General features: G+C 74.0%; 11 protein-coding genes, 2 tRNA genes and 1 riboswitch. Of the genes, 8 read left to right on the forward strand and 5 right to left on the reverse strand.

Annotation, left to right across the window (positions count from 1 at the left end; genetic code table 11):
- Positions 1–111 precede the first annotated feature (111 nt).
- The 6 genes from ABZ484_RS13080 to ABZ484_RS13105 all read left to right on the forward strand — a co-directional run bounded on the left by ABZ484_RS13080 (position 112) and on the right by ABZ484_RS13105 (position 6151).
- Positions 112–1668, forward strand: a complete 1557-nt coding sequence (locus ABZ484_RS13080) for an amino acid permease (RefSeq protein WP_358865948.1) — start codon at positions 112–114, stop codon at positions 1666–1668.
- A 158-nt stretch (positions 1669–1826) separates the two neighbouring features.
- Positions 1827–1899: transfer RNA gene (locus ABZ484_RS13085), tRNA-Lys, on the forward strand.
- Between the two features lie 304 nt (positions 1900–2203).
- Entirely contained in the window at positions 2204–3382 is a 1179-nt protein-coding gene (locus tag ABZ484_RS13090; protein ID WP_358865949.1) for a dihydrofolate reductase family protein, read from the forward strand.
- A gap of 75 nt (positions 3383–3457) precedes the next feature.
- Positions 3458–3531, forward strand: a tRNA-Met gene (locus ABZ484_RS13095).
- A gap of 357 nt (positions 3532–3888) precedes the next feature.
- Positions 3889–4046, forward strand: a riboswitch (cyclic di-AMP (ydaO/yuaA leader).
- An 11-nt stretch (positions 4047–4057) separates the two neighbouring features.
- Entirely contained in the window at positions 4058–5110 is a 1053-nt protein-coding gene (locus ABZ484_RS13100; protein WP_358865950.1) for a M23 family metallopeptidase, read from the forward strand.
- A 96-nt stretch (positions 5111–5206) separates the two neighbouring features.
- A complete protein-coding gene (locus ABZ484_RS13105) occupies positions 5207–6151 on the forward strand; it encodes an aldo/keto reductase (RefSeq protein WP_358865951.1) in 945 nt (314 codons plus the stop codon).
- Positions 6152–6185: 34 nt separating this feature from the next.
- On the opposite strand, the gene ABZ484_RS13110 is transcribed toward ABZ484_RS13105, so the two are convergent.
- From ABZ484_RS13110 to ABZ484_RS13125, 4 genes are all read right to left on the reverse strand, one after another.
- Positions 6186–7706 (reverse strand): PrsW family intramembrane metalloprotease, encoded by a 1521-nt coding sequence (locus ABZ484_RS13110; RefSeq protein ID WP_358865952.1) that lies wholly within the window; start codon positions 7704–7706, stop codon positions 6186–6188.
- A 75-nt stretch (positions 7707–7781) separates the two neighbouring features.
- Positions 7782–8588, reverse strand: coding sequence for a tRNA (guanosine(46)-N7)-methyltransferase TrmB (gene trmB / locus ABZ484_RS13115; RefSeq protein WP_358865965.1), 807 nt, complete (start codon positions 8586–8588; stop codon positions 7782–7784).
- Between the two features lie 120 nt (positions 8589–8708).
- Complete coding sequence (gene lhgO, locus ABZ484_RS13120) at positions 8709–9953, reverse strand: L-2-hydroxyglutarate oxidase (protein ID WP_358865953.1); 1245 nt, start codon at positions 9951–9953, stop codon at positions 8709–8711.
- A 144-nt stretch (positions 9954–10097) separates the two neighbouring features.
- Entirely contained in the window at positions 10098–11522 is a 1425-nt protein-coding gene (locus tag ABZ484_RS13125) for an MFS transporter (protein WP_358865954.1), read from the reverse strand.
- Positions 11523–12205: 683 nt separating this feature from the next.
- Here ABZ484_RS13125 and ABZ484_RS13130 point away from each other — a divergent pair.
- Positions 12206–14284, forward strand: a complete 2079-nt coding sequence (locus tag ABZ484_RS13130; protein ID WP_358865955.1) for an asparagine synthase-related protein — start codon at positions 12206–12208, stop codon at positions 14282–14284.
- Positions 14285–14589: 305 nt separating this feature from the next.
- Positions 14590–18156: a BTAD domain-containing putative transcriptional regulator gene (locus tag ABZ484_RS13135; protein ID WP_358865966.1), complete on the forward strand. Its 3567-nt coding sequence runs from the start codon at positions 14590–14592 to the stop codon at positions 18154–18156.
- On the opposite strand, the gene ABZ484_RS13140 is transcribed toward ABZ484_RS13135, so the two are convergent.
- The gene (locus tag ABZ484_RS13140; RefSeq protein WP_358865956.1) at positions 18136–20202 is read right to left on the reverse strand and encodes a sigma-70 family RNA polymerase sigma factor; all 2067 of its coding nucleotides are present in this window, start codon (positions 20200–20202) and stop codon (positions 18136–18138) included. The two genes, ABZ484_RS13135 and ABZ484_RS13140, sit on opposite strands and share 21 nt — an antisense overlap.
- Positions 20203–20301: the final 99 nt, after the last annotated feature.

Below are 20301 nucleotides of genomic sequence, written 5' to 3' on the forward strand. Positions count from 1 at the left end.
CCAGCGGCTGACGCACAGGGAACGTGAGGGCCCGCACGACCGATGTCGTGCGGGCCCTTTTCGTTGCCCAGTGATGCATGTCACACCGTCGGCGAGGGAATTGCTGGGGGCATGACAGATGACACCGGCGCGGCGCACGGAGCGAGCGGGAAGGGCGGGCTGTCGGACGAGGAGCGGCTGGCCCAGCTCGGCTACACCCAGGTCCTGGCCCGCCGCATGTCGGCGTTCGCCAACTACGCGGTCTCCTTCACGATCATCTCGGTCCTGTCGGGCTGCCTGACCCTCTACCTCTTCGGCATGAACACCGGCGGCCCCGCCGTGATCACCTGGGGCTGGCTGGCGGTCGGTCTGATGACGCTGTTCGTCGGCCTGTCGATGGCCGAGATCTGCTCGGCGTACCCGACCTCCGCGGGCCTGTACTTCTGGGCCCACCGGCTGGCGCCCGCCCGCTCGGCCGCCGCCTGGGCCTGGTTCACGGGCTGGTTCAACGTGCTCGGCCAGGTGGCGGTGACGGCCGGCATCGACTTCGGCGCCGCCTCCTTCCTGGGCGCCTATCTGAACCTCCAGTTCGGCTTCGAGGTGACCCCGGGCCGGACGATCCTGCTCTTCGCGGCGATCCTGGTGCTGCACGGCCTGCTGAACACCTTCGGCGTGCGCATCGTGGCCTTCCTCAACAGCGTCAGCGTGTGGTGGCACGTACTGGGCGTGGCCCTGATCGTCGCCGCGCTGGCCTTCGTGCCGGACCACCACCAGCCGACGTCGTTCGTCTTCACGGAGTTCGTGAACAACACCGGCTGGGGCAGCGGGGCGTACGTCGTCCTGCTGGGCCTGCTCATGGCCCAGTACACCTTCACCGGCTACGACGCCTCCGCCCACATGACCGAGGAGACCCACGACGCCTCCACGGCCGGCCCGAAGGGCATCGTCCGCTCCATCTGGACGTCGTGGATCGCCGGCTTCGTCCTCCTGCTCGGATTCACCTACGCCATCCAGGACTACGGCCGTGAACTCGCCTCCCCGACCGGCGCCCCGCCCGCCCAGATCCTCCTGGACGCCCTCGGCGCGACGGCAGGCAAGCTGCTGCTCCTCGTGGTCGTCGGAGCGCAGTTGTTCTGCGGCATGGCCTCGGTGACGGCCAACAGCCGTATGATCTACGCCTTTTCCCGCGACGGCGCGCTGCCCTTCTCCCACGTGTGGCACACGGTGAGCCCGCGCACCCGTACGCCGGTGGCGGCGGTCTGGCTGGCCGCCCTGGGCGCCCTGGTCCTGGGCCTGCCCTACCTGATCAACGTGACCGCCTACGCCGCCGTGACCTCCATCGCGGTGATCGGCCTCTACATCGCCTATGTCATCCCGACCCTGCTGCGCGTGCGCAAGGGCGACGCCTTCGAACGCGGGCCCTGGCACCTGGGCCGCTGGTCGCGGGCGATCGGGATCGTCTCGGTGACCTGGGTCGGCGCGATCACGCTCCTCTTCATGCTCCCCCAGGTCTCCCCGGTCACCTGGGAGACCTTCAACTACGCTCCGGTCGCCGTCCTGGTCGTCCTCGGCTTCGCGGCCACCTGGTGGCTCGCCTCCGCCCGCCACTGGTTCCTCAACCCGGCCCACACCCGCACCCGGGCCCGAGAGGCCGCCCACGCCGACACCCCGGAACCGGCCGACCCCTGACCACCCCGGCCCTGGGACCTCCGGGCCACGGACTGCCGCCCCGCACACCCGCGCACGCCCCGGCCACCGCCCGAACGCCACACCCACGGCCCGGCTCCCCCGATACCCGATCGGAGACTCGGCGTCCTCCGGCTATGCTCGGGGAGGCAACATCGCCTGGGCCCTTAGCTCAATTGGCAGAGCAGTGGACTTTTAATCCATTGGTTGTGGGTTCGAGTCCCACAGGGCCTACGGTCCGCAGGCGGAGGGTATGGCCTCCGACCTGCTGCGCAGCGTCCGGGTCGGCTTCGGTCGGCTCGGACGCTGTCTCGTTCGACGCCGACTCGTCTTCGGGTGCTTGCGTGCGCGATTCGTGAGCGGTGCCTGAGCGGATGTGCCCGTGTGATCTCAGCTCTGGCAGCCGCACCCTGACGCCTTCTCGGCGACGGGTGCCGGCCGGTCGTAGGTGACTGCCCGTCCCCGAGTCGGTCGTGTGAGAGTGCCGGTCTCCGAGTCGGTCGTGTGAGACTGCCGGTCTCCGAGAGAGAGTGCGCCGATGCCCCTTCCGTACGTGCTGTTGTCCGCCGCCGTCTCCCTGGACGGCTACCTGGACGACACCGGCCCCGATCGCCTCCTGCTGTCCAGCCCCGCCGACTTCGACCGGGTCGACGAGGTACGGGCGTCGGTCGACGCGATCCTGGTCGGGGCCGGCACCCTGCGTGCCGACAACCCGCGGCTGCTGGTCAACTCGCCCGAGCGGCGTGCCGCCCGAGTCGCCGCCGGGCAGCCGGAGTACCCGCTGAAGGTCACGGTCAGCGCCTCCGGAGAGCTGGACCCGGACGCACGCTTCTGGCACACGGGCGGGGAGAAGATCGTCTACACGACCGACAAGGGCGCCCAGCGGCTGCGCGAGGCCGGCGTCGCCGCCCGAGCCGCCCATGCCGTCGACATCGTGGCCCTGGGGGACGTGCTCGACTGGCGGCTGCTGCTGGAACACCTGCACGACGTGCGCGGGGTGCGCCGGCTGATGGTCGAGGGCGGCGGGACGGTGCACACCCAGCTGCTCCAGCGGCAGCTGGCCGACGAGGTGCAGCTCGTCCTGGCCCCGCTGTTCGTCGGGGACCCGCGGGCGCCTCGGTTGTTCGGCCCCGGCGCGTACCAGGGCGGGCGGCTGCGGCTGGTGGAGACGCGGGCCATCGGGGACGTCGTCCTCATGCGCTACGAGCCGACCGCGCCCGGCACCGGGGCCGAGGCCGCTCCCGCGGACCGGCACTGGCTCAGGATCGCGTGCGAGCTGGCGGCACAGTGCCCGCCGTCGCGGACCGCGTTCAGCGTGGGCGCGGTCGTGGTCGCCGCCGACGGCACCGAGCTCGCCCGGGGTCACTCGCGGGAGGGCGGCGATCCGGTCGTGCACGCGGAGGAGGCGGCGCTGGCCAAGGTCGATCCGGTGGATCCGCGGCTGCCGGACGCCACGGTGTACAGCAGCCTGGAACCGTGCGCCCGACGCGCCTCCCGGCCGCGCCCGTGCGCCCGGCTGATTCTGGACGCGGGGGTACGACGGGTGGTCACGGCCTGGCGGGAACCGGACACGTTCGTCGAGGCCGCCAACGGGGCCGCGGTGCTCCTGGGCGCGGGGGCGGACGTCGTCGTACTGCCCGAGTTCGAGGGCCCGGCCCAGGAGCCCAACCGGCACCTGGGAGGCGAGGCCCTGACCAGGGCGGAGGAGAGGCGCTGACGAGGGCCGGACGAAGGGCCGGGCAAAGGGGTGCGCGAGCGGCCCCGTGGATGGCGTACACTGGTGTCATACCGACGCGGGGTGGAGCAGCTCGGTAGCTCGCTGGGCTCATAACCCAGAGGTCGCAGGTTCAAATCCTGTCCCCGCTACTGAAGGCTCAGGGCCGGAATCCGATCATGGATTCCGGCCCTGAGTGTTTTCACCCGCGCGCGTTTCCGGCCCCGGATTCCTCGGGGAGTCCGCGTCGATCGCGTATGCGTCGCGTCACGTCGACGACCATCACACCGAGTGAGCGGACGATGCCCCTCCGCATAACATCTGAGACACCATCAAAATCTGTGTGACTCCTGTGGCGCAGGCGACTCGCCCGTTTTTCTATGCTCCTGGGCCAAAAGTCCTGGCCAAAAAGGTTTAAGGATCAAGCCGGACGGCTTGGAATCGAGCCCTCGCGTCTATTAACGTTCGATAACGCAGCGCGGTCGTCCCAGCCGTCACAAAGGCGGCTCCGTGCGCACGCGCCGAATCCCGCGAGGGAACCGGGGAACCACCAACTTGGGGTGAATCGGGCGTCATCCACCGTGACGGCACGGCTGGTTGACGCGCGTAGGAGACCTTCCCGCTCCGAACCCGTCAGCTAACCCGGTAGGCGAGACGGAAGGAAAGGAGCACGCCCGAGTGGCGTCCAACCGGCCCGCACCAGAAGCCCCGTTCGTGCCGAACCAGCGCACCGAGACCTTCGGATACGGCGGTCGGCGGCCCGACGAGGGCCCCTGGGAGGAGTGGAACCCCACCGAGGAGTCCCTCCGCCCGGTGCGCGGTCGGCACCGCGTGGCCAAGCAGCGCGGCGGCGGGCTCGCCCGCAGCTCCACCGTGCTCGGCGTGGGCGTCATAGCCGCCGTCGGCGCGGGCGGCATGGCCAGCGCCAACACCGGCAAGCCACCGGTCTCCATCTCGCTGCCCGACCTGCCCTCCGTGGAGTCCCTGCCCGCCGTGGGCGCCCTGTTCCACGACTCGGCCCACGACGCCCCCCAGGGCTCCGCGACCGCGCTCAGCGACGTCGGCGTGAGCTCCGCCGAGACCGGACAGGGCACCTCGGACGCGGGCGAGGCCCTGCGCAACCGCATCATGGCCCAGGCCGAGCAGCAGCAGGTCCAGGTCGAGGCCAAGGCCCAGCAGGCCGCCGAGGCCGCCGCCGTCGAGCAGGCCAAGGAGGCCGCCGCCAAGGCGCAGAAGGAGGCCGAGGCCAAGGCCGCCGCCGCGAAGCAGAAGGCGGAGGAGGAGGCCAGGAAGAAGGCCGAGGCGGAGCGGCTGGCGGCGCTGGCCAAGCAGTACACGCTGCCGACCTCCTCGTACACCATCACCTCCACCTTCGGGCAGGCCGGCTCCATGTGGTCCTCCGGCTACCACACCGGCCTCGACTTCGCCGCGCCCACCGGCACCCTGATCAAGGCGATCCACAGCGGCACCGTCACCGAGGCCGGCTGGGCCGGGTCCTACGGATACCGCACGGTCCTCACCCTCGACGACGGCACCGAGCTGTGGTTCTGCCACCAGTCGTCGATCAGCGTCTCGGTCGGTCAGAAGGTGAACACGGGCGACGTCATCGGCCGCGTGGGCGCCACCGGCAACGTCACCGGCCCCCACCTGCACCTGGAGGTCCACCCCGGCGGCCAGGCCACCGGCATCGACCCGATGGCGTGGCTGCGGGAGAAGGGCCTCAACCCCTGAGAGGCCCCTGGCCCCGAACTCCGTTTACGTGATCTTTGCGGTCCGGTCCGGCGAGGCGCGGAATGAGCCTTTCCGGCCCGGCCGTTGATGATCTACATGATTTCTCAACGCAAGCTCGGCTCGTCCGACCTCGAGGTCTTCCCGCTCGCCCTCGGCGGCAACGTCTTCGGCTGGACCGCCGACCAGACGCAGTCCTTCGCCGTCCTGGACGCCTACGCGGCCGCCGGCGGCAACTTCATCGACACCGCCGACTCCTACTCGGCGTGGGTCGAGGGCAACCGGGGCGGCGAGTCCGAGACGATCATCGGCAAGTGGATCAAGGAGCGCGGCAACCGCTCCGACGTCGTCATCGCGACCAAGGTCAGCCAGCACCCGGAGTTCCAGGGCCTGTCCGCCGCGAACATCAAGGCCGCGGCCGACGCCTCCCTCAAGCGCCTGGGCACCGACCACATCGACCTGTACTACACCCACTTCGACAAGCCCGAGGTGCCGGTCGAGGAGATCATCGGCGCGCTCGACGAGCTGGTGAGGGCGGGCAAGGTGCGGTACATCGCCGCCTCCAACATCTCCGCCGAGCGGCTCCGGGCCTCCCTCGACCTCTCCGACCGCGAGGGCCTCGCCCGGTACGTGGCGCTCCAGCCGCACTACAACCTCGTCTCGCGCGACACCTACGAGGGCGCGCTGCGGGACGTCGCCGAGCAGTACGGCCTGGCCGCCGTGCCGTACTTCGCGCTGGCCTCCGGCTTCCTGACCGGCAAGTACCGGCCCGGTGCGACGGTGGACAGCGCGCGGGCGCAGGGCGCCGCCAAGCACCTCGGGACCGAGCGCGGCCGGAAGGTGCTCGCCGCCCTCGACGAGGTCGCCCGTGCCCATGACGCCGAGGTCGCCACGGTGGCCCTGGCCTGGCTCGCGGCCGAGCCGACGGTGGCCGCCCCGATCGCCTCGGCCCGGACGGTGGAACAGCTCCCGGCGCTGCTGGGGGTGGCGGAGCTGCGCCTGACGGACGACGAGATCGCCCAGCTGACCAGGGCGTCGGCCTGAGCCTCCGGCCCGGCGCCGCCGCCCCACGGCTGTTCTACGGCTGAGTCCTGTAGGGGTTGTACGGGCCGTACGCGGGGTACGGCGCCACCGGCCCGGCAGGCCCGTGCCCCGGCCCGGGCGCACCCGTACCGTGCCCCGGCCCGGGCGAACCGGCCCCCGGCAGGACCGGCCCGTGCGGGACTGGCCCGTGCGGGCCTGGCGCGTGCAGGACCGGCCCCTGCGCGCCGGGCCAGGGCGGCTGCGCGTGCGCCGCGTGCGGGTACCTCTGGGACTGCCCGTACACCCCGTACACGGGCCAGGGCGGGGCGACGACCCGCACCGGCGGGGCGGTCCTCCGGGCCGCGTGGTCGAGCGCGGGCTGGGCCACCTCGCGTCGCCGCCACATCTCGTGGAGGAGCTCACGCTCCCGTACCGCGAAGTCCGCCCCGGCCCGTCCGAGGCGCCCCCGGCGGCGCAGGAAGGCCAGCGAGGTCGCGTACGCCTCGTACTGGGCGACGGTCCGGGCCGCCGGCTTGCCGAGGTGGTGTCCGGCATAGTCGCGGGCCAGCCGGCGGGCCCGCATCGAGCCCAGGGCGAACGGTTCGGCCGGTGTGAGCCACCCGGCCGCGGCGTACGCGGGCAGCTCCTCGCGGACGGCCCGCAGCTCGCGCTGCCGGGTCCAGATGACCAGCCAGGTCAGCAGCCCGAACGCGGGCACCATGAAGGCGCCGTAGACCGCGAAGAAGCCGAACTCGCCGAAGGTGGACGAGCCGTTCCAGAACGCGTGCATGCCCATCGCGAGCAGCAGCCCGGCCGGTGGCAGCAGCAGGCGCCGCAGGCGTCGGCGCTCACCGGTGAGCGTCGCGGCGATGCCGAAGCCGATGCCGGTCAGCACGGTGAACAGGGGGTGCGCGAACGGCGACATGACCACGCGCACGAAGAAGGTCGCCGCGGTGACCGAGGCGATGCCCCGGCCGCCGGCCATCTGGTCGGCGCCGAAGGCGGTGCCCAGGTAGAGGATGTTCTCGGTGAACGCGAAGCCGGTCGCGGTCACCCCGGCTATGACCACTCCGTCGACGATCCCGGTGAAGTCGCGTCTGCGGAAGAGGAAGACCAGCAGTACGGCGGCGGCCTTCGCGGACTCCTCCACGATCGGTGCTATCACGGTCGCGCCGAGCGTGTCGGCGCTCGCCGGGTCGGCGGTCGCCGTCGCTATCCACTTGGTGGCGAAACTGTTGGCGACGATCGCTATCAGCGCCGCCGCGCAGGCGCCCCAGGCGAAGGCGAAGACCATGTTCCGCCAGGGGCCGGGATCGACCCGGTCCAGCCAGCGGAAGGCGGCCACCAGCAGCGGTACGGGCAGTACCGCCAGCCCGAGCCCCACCAGGAACCCCTCGGTGCCGGTCTGCCGGCGGACGAGGGCGAGGATGACGAGCCCGGACAGCGCGAGCAGGGCGGCGAGGGCGCCGTACCGCACCCGCCGTCGCTGCCACCAGTGCGCGTGGGGCGGCCGGCCGCCGACGGGGGCCGGGCCGCTGCCGCTGGGCTGCGTCGGGTACGGAGGACAGGTGGCCACGTGATTGACCCTAACGAGGGAGGGCGCCGCCGCGCGACGGTGCCTCGTTGCGAACGGGGAACGCGAACAGGCTCGTCAGCCGAGAACACCGTGCTGTACGCGACGGAAGAGAAGATCGTTCACCACGTGTCCTTTGTCCAGTCCCTGGCCCTCGAAACGGGTCAGCGGCCGGAAGTGGGGGCGTGGCGCGAAGCCGCCGTCGGGCTGTGTGTTCTCGAAGTCCGGGTGCGCCGTCAGCACGTCGAGCATCTGCTCCGCGTACGGCTCCCAGTCGGTCGCGCAGTGCAGCACCGCCCCGGGCCTGAGCCGGGCGGCGGCCAGCGTCAGGAACTCCGGCTGGATCAGCCGCCGCTTGTGGTGGCGCTTCTTGGGCCAGGGGTCGGGGAAGTAGACGCGCAGCCCGTCCAGGGAGTCGGGGGTGAGCATCTCGCGCAGCAGGATGATCGCGTCGCCGTTGCCGACCCGGACGTTGGTCAGCCCGTGGCGCTCGGCGAGGGCCAGCAGGTTGCCCTGGCCGGGGGTGTGCACGTCCACGGCGAGCACGTTGGTGTCCGGGTCCGCGGCGGCCATCCGGGCGGTGGCCTCGCCCATCCCGAACCCGATCTCCAGCACGACGGGGCGGGCGTTGCCGAACAGCTCGGCCAGGTCGAGCACCCGCTGCCCGTCGATGTCCAGCCCCCAGGTGGGCCACAGCCGCTGGAGGGCCTCCGCCTGTCCGGTGGTCACCCGGCTCCGCCGCGGCTGGAAGCTGCGGATCCGCCGTTCGAAGTGCGACCCGGCCGGATCGGCCTTGGGCCCGTCGGGAAACCTCGGCTCCCCCTTGGCCCGGGTACGCCGAACGGACGCACCGGGGGCGTGCGGGGTCCCGGGAGCTGGAGACAGGTTCAGGGAGTCAGACACATCAGACACAGTGAAACCGAGTTTACGGGCAGGGCGGCTCGAACCGGCCCGTCCGCTCGAACACCTCACCGACCACCGCCGTCACCTCACCCACCACTGCCATCACCTCACCGAAGCCAGCACCTCCAGCGCCCTCCTCGCCACCTCCCGCCCGATCGGCAGCGAGGCCGTCGCCGCCGGAGAAGGCGCGTTGAGGACGTGCACCGCCCGCGCCCCCTCCCGGATCAGGAAGTCGTCCACCAGCGTCCCGTCCCGGAGGACGGCCTGCGCCCGCACGCCCGCGGCCGCCGGCACGAGATCGTCCTCCGCCACGCCCGGCAGCAGCCTGCGCACCGCCTCGGTGAACGCCGCCTTGGACAGCGACCGCCGCAGTTCCCCGGCCCCGTACCGCCAGTGCCGCCGTGCCATCCGCCACGCGCCGGGCCAGCTCAGCGTCCCCGCCAGCTCCCGGGGGCGTACGACCCCCCAGCCGTAGCCCTCCCGGGCCAGCGCGGGCACCGCGTTCGGCCCGATGTGGACGCCCCCGTCGATGCCCCGGGTCAGATGCACCCCGAGGAACGGGAACGCCGGGTCCGGCACCGGATACACCAGCCCGCGCACCAGTTCCGGGCGGGCCAGCTCGTAGTACTCCCCCCGGAACGGCACGATCCGCACGCCCGGCTCGTCCCCGGTCAGCCGGGCCACCTCGTCGCACCGCAGCCCCGCGCAGTTGACCAGCACGCGCGCGCGTACGACGTCCCCGCGCGCCGTACGGACGGCCACCCCCAGCTCGGGCCGCCGGTCCACCCGCACGACCCGCGCCCCGTAGCGGATCTCCGCGCCGGACGCGTCCGCCAGCCGCCGCGCCACCGCCACGTAGTCGCAGATCCCCGTCGTCCCCACGTGGATCGCGGCCAGTCCGCGCACCTCCGGCTCGTACTCCCCGATCTGGGCCGCGCCCAGCTCGCGCACCGGGATGCCGTTCTCCCGGCCGCGCTGCACCAGCGCGTGCAGCCGCGGCAGCTCCTCCCGCTCCGTGGCGACGATCAGCTTGCCGGTGACGGCGTGCGCGATGCCGTACTCCGCGCAGAACTTGACCATCTCGGCGGCGCCCCGCACCGCGTACCGCGCCTTCAGGGAGCCCGGCCGGTAGTAGATGCCGCTGTGGATCACGCCGCTGTTGCGTCCCGTCTGGTGCCGGGCCGGGCCCGGTTCCTGCTCCAGCACGGTCACGCGGGTGCCCGGCGCGGCGCGTGTGATCGCGTACGCCGTCGCCAGGCCGACGATCCCGCCTCCGATCACCAGCACGTCACAGTCGTAAGCGATGTCCGGCCGCACCCGCTCCACCTCCCGGTTCCGATAGTGCACTGCGCCACTGACAATGCCCTCAAACCGGGAGCCGGTCCGGACGCCCCGTCCCCCCTCCGGCTCAGGCCCGGGTCATCGGCCCCCGGGCCCGGCCGGGGCCGTCCCCTTCCGGCTCATCAGGCCGGGGCCGTCCCCTGCGGCTCATCAGGCCGGGGCCATCAGCAGAGGCCGCGCCCGCTCCCGCAGCTCGGCCACGCGGGGCTCGTCGCCATACGGCTCCAGCCGGTGCAGGAGGTCCTTGACGTACTCGGTGGTGCGCGCCGAGGAGATGCGCCCGGCGACCTCCACGGCCCGTACGCCCTGCTCGCAGGCCGCGTCCAGGTTGCCCGACTCCAGTTCGGCGACCGCGGAGACGACCAGCCGCAGGCCGTGCGAGCGCACGAACTCCTCCGTCGGCTTCGACAGCGCCTGCTCGGTGAAGCGGCGGACCTGGCGGGGCGCCTTCAGGTCGCGGTAGCACTCCGCGGCGTCGGCGGCGAACCGGTCGTAGCCGTAGAAGCCGAGCCAGGTCGGGTCGTTGTCGCCCTCCCGGGACCGCTCCAGCCAGCCCTCGGCCGCCTTCAGGGCCGCGCCGGCGGCCTGGGCGTCTCCCGCGCGCGCGTGGGCGCGTGCCTCGACGAGGCGGAAGAAGCTCATGGTGCGGGCCGTGGCCAGGCCGCGGTTGCGCTCCAGGGCGGCCTGCGCCAGGTCGACGCCCTCGTCGCCGAAGCCGCGGTAGGTCGCCTGCAACGACATGGACGCCAGGACGTATCCCCCCAGCGGCACGTCGGCCGCCGCGCGGGCCAGGCGCAGCGCCTGGATGTAGTACCGCTGCGCGGCCTCCTGCTGTCCGGTGTCGAAGGCCATCCACCCGGCCAGCCGGGTCAGTTCGGCGGACGCGCCGAACAGGGCGCGGCCGACCTCGTCGGAGTACGAGCCGAGCAGCAGCGGTGCCGCCTCCACCCGTAAACACTCGGGCACCATCGACGAACGCCAGTCGCCGCCCCCGTACTTGGAGTCCCAGCGCCTGGCGTCCTCGGCGGCCTCCCGCAGCTTGCGCACATCGCTGTGGCCGACTTTGATCGGTGCGCCCGAGCCCTCCGCCCCCGCCGCCTCGCGCGCCACCGAGCTGTCGGCCGGGGTTATCAGCCACCGCGAGGCGGGTGTCGCGTACGCGGTCACCGCGAACGATCCGGCGAGCGACTGCCAGATGCCGCCGGCGCCGGCCCGGCGGCCGGCGAGGTCGAGCCGGTACAGCTCCGTGGCCGACTTCACCGCCTGGCCCACGTCCCTGGGGAAGGCGAGGCCCACTTCGGGTGCGGGATCCGCGTCCGCCAGGCCGATCTCGTGGAGCGGCACCGGGCGGCCGAGCTTCTGGCCGATGGCGGCCGCGATGAGGTGCGGCGCCGCTCCCTGCGGCACCATTCCCTTCGACACCCAGCGCGCCACCGAGGTCTTGTCGTAGCGAAGAGTCAACCCGCGTTGTGCGCCAAGGTCGTTGACGCGTCGCGCGAGTCCTGCGTTGCTGATTCCCGCGAGGGCGAGAACGGCGCCGAGCTTTTCGTTCGGCCCGCGTTGCTCCCTGGACATGCGCCACCCCTCGACACAGACGGCCGCCGCGCTGGCATAACCACGCGGCATTCGTAAACCCAGCGTAGTTCGCCGCATCCCAAGCGTTAAGGGGCATTCTTCCGGATGGCGGGATTGTGGCCCGTACGGAAGTACGGGCCCTGCACGGACGGTTGCGGCGTGCCCCCGGTGTGTGGCCGTGCGCCCGTCCGTGCGCTCTTCTCCGGCCAACGGGGGAGCGGTTCCATGGTCCTTGCGTGGGTCGGCCCGCTGTACTGGATCCAGTGGGCTGGGGGACACCGCCGCCTTCATCCCCGCGGGCGGCGGAACGGTCCGGGAGGCGAACTCCGCCTCCCGGACCGTGCGTTGTCCGTGTGCTGCGCAGAGCATGTACGGAGCGTGCGCGCGCCCGTGCCCCCGGCCAGGATTTGGCTTGAAACCGACCCCGCTTTCCGCCGCCAATTACGCCTCCTACCACGGCACTTGACGGCGCACGAGGTGTTGAGGGGAGCGCATCAGGGGGCGCATTCAGGTCGCAGCGGCCGTACCCGGTACGGGCGTTCGCCATCATCCCGGCAGGCGCGCGGGGGCGCGCACCGCGGATCGAAGGCGGCTCCGCCTCCCCTCCGGCGCGCCTCCTTCGTGGCAGCATGGTGACCCGGTTCATTCGGTGCACTGGTTGTCCACAGTCCGTGGAGGCGTCGATGCGGTGGTTGGTGGGTTGGAGCAGCACCGCCGCGGGCCCCGACCGGATCGGCTCCGCGGGTGCCACCGGATACGACGGGGAGACCGTGCACCCGGTGGGTTCCCAGCTCCTGTGGGGCGATCCCGACCCGTTGTGGGCGGTCGGCGACTGGCGTCCGGACGAGGTCCGGCTGGTGCGGGTCGACGCGCAGACCAGGATCGCCGTGCTCGGCATCTGCGGCGCCTCCGACGAGCAGCTGCGGGTCGGCCTGCTCGCCGCGCGCGGGGGCGCCCTGCGCCATCTGACCGCCTGGCCCGGCAGCTACACCGCGGTGGTCCAGGTGGGCCGCCGCATCACCGTCTGCGGCGACCTCGCGGGCGCCCGCCCGGTCTTCCACACCCCCTGGGCCGGCGGCACGGCGTACGCGACCGCCGCGCTGCCGCTGGCCGACCTCGTCGAGGCCAACCTCGACTTCGGGCATCTCGCCGCCCTGCTCGCCGCCCCCGACGTACCGGCGGCGCTGCACGACTCCACGCCGTACGAGGGCGTACGGCGCATTCCGCCGGGGCACGCGCTGATCCTGCGGGCCGGGGCGCGCGAGGTCGCCGGGTACGAGCCGGTCGCCTCGCTCGCGGTCGCGGCGCCCCCGGCCGACCCCGACAGCGCGGTCGGCGCGGTGCGCGACGCCCTGGTCGAGGCCGTGCGCGTCCGGCTGTCCGCGCCCCGTCATGTGCCCGAGATCGACCCCGGCCCGGTGCCCGGCATGGGACCCGCCGAGCGCCGCGCGGCCCGCGGCATGCCGGTGCCGGGCATCGGCGCCGACCTGTCCGGCGGCCCGGCCTCGGGGACGCTCGCGCTGCTGGCGGCGGGCCTGCCGGGCAACCCCGGCACGCTCCTGGGTCACGGCACCGGCGCCGGCGAGCGCCTGCTCGCCGTCACCTTCAACGACCTCGCCGTCGGCGGGCGGGAGGCCGAGCTGGAGCGGGCCGGGGCGCTCGCCGCCAATCCGCGGCTGCACCACGTCGTGGTGACGGGCGGCGAGGAGGCGCTCCCGTACGCCGACCTGGAGGGGCCGCTGACCGACGAACCCGGGCCGTCACTGGTCACGGCGGCGCGCCATCGCGCGCGCCTTGCCTCGGGCAGCGCGGACCATTTCACCGGCCACGGCGCCCGGCAGGTGCTCGACGCCCATCCCGCGCGCCTGGCCGACCTGCTGATGGACCGCCGCCGGCGTCACCTGGTCCGGCCCGTCGCCGCGCTCGCCAAGGCCGACGGGTCGGTGCTGGTCCCCGCGCGCGTGTACGGCGCGGCGCGGCGGCTGGCCCGGACGTCGTACCGCGCGGGCCTGGAGGCGCTCGCCGAGCGGCTGCTGCACCGCCGCTTCGACGAGCCCTCGGGCGCGGTGGGGGCCTCGCTGGCCGCCCTCACCTGGGCCAGACCCGGGCCCGCGGCACGCTGGCTGACCGGTGAGGCCCTGGCTGAAGTATCGGTTCGCCTGCACGGCGCGACGGGCCGTTCGACGGTCGGTCCGGGCCAGCGGCCGGGGGACTATCGCGCGCGTGCGGCCCTGGCCAGACATGCCGCGGACCTGCGGGTCCTGGAGCAGGCCGCGGAGATCCGCTCCCAGCGGCTGCACGCCCCGTTCCTCGACAACCAGGTGGTCCGCGCCTGCCGCGTCCTTCCGGAGGCACTGCGGGTGCGGCCGGGGGCGCGGGCGGCCATCCTCCGTACGGTCCTGAAGGGCGCCGGAGTGGGCGAGCTGCCCCCCGGCTGGGGAGCCCCTTCGCACGCCCCGTCGGCGGTCGCGGCCCGCGCGGGCCTGCGCGTGGCCGTGGACGACCTGATGGCCCTGTTCGCGACCCCCCTGCTCGCGCAGGCCGGCCTGGTGGAGGCGCGGGTGGTCCGCAAGGCCCTGCGGGCGGCCGCCGAGGGAGAGGCGCTGCCCCTGGACGGGCTGGCCGACCTGGTGTCCCTGGAGGTGTGGCTGGGGCGCCTGCTGGCCCGCCGGGGAACCTGCTGGACCGGCACACCCGCGCGCGCACGCGCGGTACCCGCGGGGATCGCACCGCAGCGGGGGGCGCTGGCGTCCGGGGGATGACGAGACGCGGCGGTCGCCGACCCCCCTCCCTGTGACTCGAGCGGCTTCCGGTGGCGGATGGCGGATGGCGGCCGTTGGTCGGTGGCCGGTGGCCGGCGTCTGAGGGCTGAGGGCGACGGGCGATGCGGCCGAGGCGCCCTGGCGACAAACTCCGTGCCCCGCTCCCCGCGCCCGGTGACAATGAGCCGGTGCGGTACAGAATCCTGGGCGTCACCCAGGCGGAGGACGACGATCAGGGCACCGGCGTGTCTCTGGCCCGGGACACGGGCATGCCCGAAGAGACCTGCATGCCCGAAGAGACCGGCATGCTCGAAGAGACCGGCATGCCCGAGGGCACCGTGGTGCCGGTCGGTGGTCCCCGCCTGCGCGCCCTGCTCACCGCCCTCGCACTGCGGCCCGGCCGGGTCACCGCCCCCGAGGCGCTGATCGACGAGGTGTGGGGCGAAGAACCGCCCCAGGACGCCCCGGCCGCCCTCCAGGCCCTCGTCGGCCGCCTGCGCCGCGCCCTCGGCAAGGACACGATCCGCTCCGAGGCGGGTGGGTACCGGCTCGCGGCCGAACGCGAGGACGTCGACCTCTTCGTCTTCGAGCGGCTCGTACGGGACGGCACCACCGCCTTGCACCACGGTGCTGCCGGCACCGCGGCCCGCACCCTGGACGCCGCCCTCGCCCTGTGGCGCGGCCCGGCCCTCGCCGACCTGCCCGACCGCGCCGCCGCCGCCCGTCCCGAGGCCCTGCGGCTGGAGGCGGTCCGCGCCCGCGCCGGCGCGAGGCTGCGGCTGGGCCGTGCCCCCGAGGTCGTACCGGAGCTGAAGGAGCTGACCGCGGCGCACCCGTACGACGAACCGCTGCACGCCCTTCTCATCCGCGCGCTGCGCGACACCGGTCGCGGTGCCGACGCCCTCGCCGCCTACGAGACCTTCCGCCGCGCCCTCGCCGACGGCCTCGGCACCGACCCCGGCCCGGAACTGCGCGCCCTGCACGCCGAACTGCTCGCCCCGAGGGCGGAGCCCGCCGACCCCGCATCCGCGGCCGGCCCCGCATCCGCGGCCGGCCCCGCAAGCGCAGCCGGAGCGGCATCCGCGGCTCGAGCCGGACTCGCCGCCGCACCGGCGCCCTCACTCTCACCCTCACCCTCGCCGGAACCGGAAGCCGCATCAGCGCTGGCACCGACGCCCGCGCCCTCGTCGGCGCCCGCACCCGCCGCAGAACCGTTTCCCGCCCGCACCGGCGCCGTCCGCCGCACACCCCAGCGCCCCGACCGCACCGGCAACATCCGTCCGCGTCTTACCTCTTTCGTGGGCCGGGAACCCGAACTCGCCGCCGTCCGTTCCGATATGCACAGGGGTCGTCTGGTCACTCTCACCGGATCGGGCGGCTCGGGGAAGACCCGCCTCGCCGAGGAAGCCGCCGCCGGGCTGCCACAGGCGTGGCTGGTCGAGCTGGCGCCGCTCGACCGGCCGGAGGCGGTGCCAGGCGCGGTGGTCAGCGCGCTCGGTCTGCGGGAGACCGTGCTCATGACCAACGAGCTGACGGCCCCCCAGGACGATCCCGTCGCCCTGCTCGTCGAGTACTGCGCCCCGCGCGAGGAACTCCTGATCCTTGACAACTGCGAACATGTCATCGGCGCCGCCGCCGGCCTCGCCGAGACCCTCCTCACCCGCTGCCCGGGGCTCACGATCCTCGCGACCAGCCGTGAACCCCTGGGGGTGCCCGGCGAGTTGGTGCGTCCGGTCGAGCCGCTGCTCCCCGACCAGGCGCACCGACTCTTCGCCGAGCGTGCCGCCGCCGTCCGCCCCGACGGTGACGCCGTGCTCGGTGACGAGGAGGCCGTCGCGGAGATCTGCCGCCGCCTCGACGGCCTGCCCCTGGCCATCGAGCTGGCCGCCGCACGACTGCGGCTGCTCACCCCCCGGCAGATCGCCGACCGGCTCGACGACCGTTTCCGGCTGCTCACCGCCGGCAGCCGCACGGTCCTGCCCCGCCAGCAGACCCTGCGGGCCGTCGTCGACTGGTCCTGGGACCTGCTCGACGAGCGGGAGCGGACGGCGCTGCGCGAGGTGTCCGTCTTCGCCGGCGGCTGGGACCTGGCCGCCGCCGAGGCCGTGTGCACCGGCCCGGTGGCGGACCTCGTCGGGGCGCTCGTCGACAAGTCCCTGATCGTGGCGACACCGGCCGACGGCGACGGCGGCATGCGCTACCGGATGCTGGAGACCATCCACGAGTACGCCGTCGAGCGCGCAGCAGAGGTCCCCGGGCTGCGCGCCGCCGCCGAACGCAGGCACCGCGCCTGGGTGCGCGCACTCGTCGAGGAGGCCGAACCGCTGCTGCGGTCGGCGGCCCAGCTGCCCTGGATCGCCCGCCTGGAGACCGAGCTGGACAACATCCGCGCGGCCCTCGACCGCACCCTCGCGGCCGGCGACGAGGAGGAGGCGGGCGCACTCGTCCTCGCCATGGGCTGGTTCTGGTGGCTGCGCAACTACCGCCGGGAGGCCGTCGAGTGGACGCAGCGCGTCCTGCGCCTGGGCGCCGCGCGCGACGCCGCCGACGCCCTCGGAGCCCGCTCGGCCGGCGCACCGGACGGACAGGCCCCGGCCGGCCCAGCCCTCGGCCCCGGGCTCCCGGCCCTCGCCGCCGGCGTCGACCCCGTGGACGCCCTCCTCGACGCCCCGGACGGGGAGACCGGCCATCCGCTGCACGCCCTGCGCATGGACCTGCGGATGCTGCACCTGTTCCTGATCGCCGAGTCCCAGTCGCCGGACGAGGTGCGCGGCGAGCGCTTCCAGCAGTACGTCGCCCGCGTACGGTCCGCCTTCGAGGCCGGCGGTCCCCGGGCGGCCCGGATGCCCGGCATCATCTGGCCGCTGACCGTCTACTACGTGAGCACCCCGGAGGACATCCGGCCCGCCCTGGACAAGGCCGTCGCCAACTGCCGTGTGCATGGCGGGGACTGGGAGACCGGTGTCACCCTCATGTTCCGCACCCACATGGTCGTCGACTCCCCGGGAAACCTGCGCGGCGTCGACGACGACCTGGCGGAGCTGCGGCGGCTCAGCCGGCGTGTGGGTGACCGCTGGATGTGGGCCCAGGTGTGCAGCGCGACCGGTGAGGCGGCCATGGCGCGCGGCAGATACGAGGAGGCGCGCGGCGAGTACGAGGAGGCGCTGCGGCTCGCCCACGAGGTGGGCGCGCACGCCGAGTCGCCGTTCCTTCTGGCACGGCTCGCCGAGATCGCCTACCGCTCGGGCGACCGGGCCGGTGCCCTGAGCACCCTGGATGAGGCCGGTGCGGCGGCCGAGCGGCACAGGGTGGCGGACTCGCGGGCGTTCGTGGCGCTGCTGCGGGCGCAGATCGCCCTGGACGACGGCGACGTGGCGGGTGCGCGCACCCTGTGGGAGGTGGCCCGGGAGGAGACCGGGCGCGGCACCCCGCCGCCGCAGTTCGAGGCGATGCTGGGTGCGGTCGGTGCCCTCGTCGCGGCCGCGGAGTCCGGCCCCGAGCGCGGGCTGCCGCTGCTGGCCGACGCGCTGCGCGCGGCCGTCGAGCAGCGGTGCTCGGAGGTGGTCACGGCGGGGCTGGTCGACATGGCGGCCGAGCCGCTGGCCCGCCTCGGTGACCTGCCGCGCGCCGTCCGTCTGCTCGCCGCCGCCGACCGCTGGCGCGGCGGTCGTACCCGTCCCGTGCAGGAGCGCGTGGTGGCGGAGCGCATCGAGGCCGAGGCCCGCGCGGCCCTCACCGCCGACCGCTGCGCCGCCGAGCGCACCCGCGGCGCCGCCCTCACCGTGGACGACGTCCTGACCGAACTGGCACAGGCGGTACGTGCCCACCCCGCGGGCGCCGGTGACCGGGGCCTATCCGCAGGTGAACCGTGACCGAGCCCAGTCCGCGAGCGTCACGGTGTCGAAGGGGCGGTGCGGCTCGACGGCCAGCCGTACGGTGCTACGGCCGACGAGGCTCACATGGACCGGGACGGCCGGTTCGCCGCCCGCGATCGTCCTGGAACTCCACAGCCGGACGCCGTCGGCGTAGACGGAGAAAGTGACCTTGCCGAGTCCGGTGGTCAGATCGTCGACGCCGACCAGGGCGTCGTAGGCGGAGCACGGGCGGTTGAGGTCGATGGTGACCGAGGAGCGGCCGTGGACGGTCACCCCCTGGGTGTACCGCTTGCCGGCGATCGACAGGCTGTGGCGCTGCCACACCCAGCTGCTGCCGGCCAGTCGCATCTCGGGGCCGGTGCCGTCACCGGTGACGTCGTAGTCCAGCTCGTTCCACTGGTAGACGGCCGGGGCGGGCGGCGGGGGAGGCGTCGGTGTCGGTGTCGGCGTGGGGGTCGGGGACGGCCGGGGCGAGGGCGGCGGCGTGGGGGTGGGCTCCGGGGACGGTGGCCGCGTGTGCGCCGGCGTCGGGGCCGGACGCACCGCGGTGGGGCGCACCGGGGGCCTGGGCCGGGGCGTCGGCGTCGGCGTCGGCTTCGGCGGGGTGGGTGTCGGCGGCTGTGTCCTGACGACCGGCGACGAGGGCGGAGCAGCCGTGGGCTTCTTGGCCGGGGCGTCCTGGCCGGCCAGCGCGAAGGCGACCGCGGCGGCGGCCACGGCGACGACACCGGCCGCGATACCGGCCTTCACCGGTGCGCCGAGCCCCTCGGAGGCCGCGGCGCCACCCCCGGCCCCACCGCTGGACCCGCTTCCGGCGCCGGCCGCTCCCGCACCCGCGCCGGCAGCCGCGCCCCCGGCCGAGCCGCCGCCCGCCGCCACGGCGGCTCCCGCCGCGCCCGCGGCACCGGCCGCACCCGCACCGCCCGCGACGAGGCCCAGCGCCTTGGCGTATCCGGCGGCGCCGAACCAGCCGATGACGGCGACCGGGACGACCGCCGGGATGCCGCTCGCCACCTCCTCGATCTGAACGGCCGCCAGCCGGCACTTGGCGCACTCCTCCAGGTGCTTGCGCAGGCCCCGTTCGGCGCGGGTGCGCAGCTTGCCGCGGGCGTAGCCGCCGAGTTGGTCGGCGTAGCGGGCGCACTCCTCGTCCTCGGTCAGGGCGGAGCTCACATGGGCCTGGAGGTAGGCCTGCTTGAGGCCCTCGCGGGCCCGGCTGGCCAGGACGCGCGTGCCGTTGGCGTCCAGCCCGAACAGGGGTGCGACCTCGCTGGGTGACTCCTCCTCGACCTCGGTGTGCCACAGCACGGCCTGCCACCGCTCGGGCAGCGACCGGAAGGCCTGCATGGCCATGGACTGCTCGGCCTCGTGCATGGCACGCACATCGGCGCCCAGCTCCAGCCCCGCTCCGAAGGAACCGACGGACGCCGCGTCGTCGGACACCTCGGAGGCGCGCGCGGCCTGCGTGGCGAACACCGCGAAGTCGTCGACCAGTTGCTCGCGCCGGGCCGACTTCGTCCAGTGCGCGGCGACCCGCCGGACCGTGGTGAGCAGATAGGCGCGTACGGCGTGCTCGGGACCGGAGCCGCCGCGCACCGCTTGCAGCATGCGGGCGAACACCTCGGCGGTGAGGTCGTCGGCGGTGTCGGCGTCCCGGCAGCAGGTGCGGGCATAGCGGCGCACGGCATCGGCGTGACGCCGGTACAGCTCCTCGTACGCGGTGTCGTCACCGCCGCGCATCCACCCGATCAGCTCGGCGTCGGACGGCGGCACCTCGCGCGGAGGCGGCAGCACCCCGTCCTCGTGCCACTCGCGCTGGGCCGGGACGGTGCCGGACGCCGGTGCGGCACCCCCGTCCGGCGGGCCGATCGGTGCGGCCGTGCCACCGCGCGGGGCACCGCCCGACCGGTCCTGCTCCGGTACGTGCGGCCGGTCCTGGTGCGGCACCTGAGGAGGATCGTGGTGCGGCACCTGCGGCGGGCGTGAACCTTCCGCGCCCGCCTCGCCGTCACCGTGTGAGGCCCCCCGCCCGTCAGTGCCCATCGCCGATAGTCCCCGCCGTCAGCCCAGCCGTCCCCGTCACCCGGTCAGACTGCCACAGGGCGATCGGGTCAGGACTCAGCAGGAAGGATCCTCCACTCG

The sequence above is a fragment of the Streptomyces sp. NPDC006393 genome, from assembly GCF_040628575.1.
Taxonomy (GTDB): Bacteria; Actinomycetota; Actinomycetes; order Streptomycetales; family Streptomycetaceae; genus Streptomyces.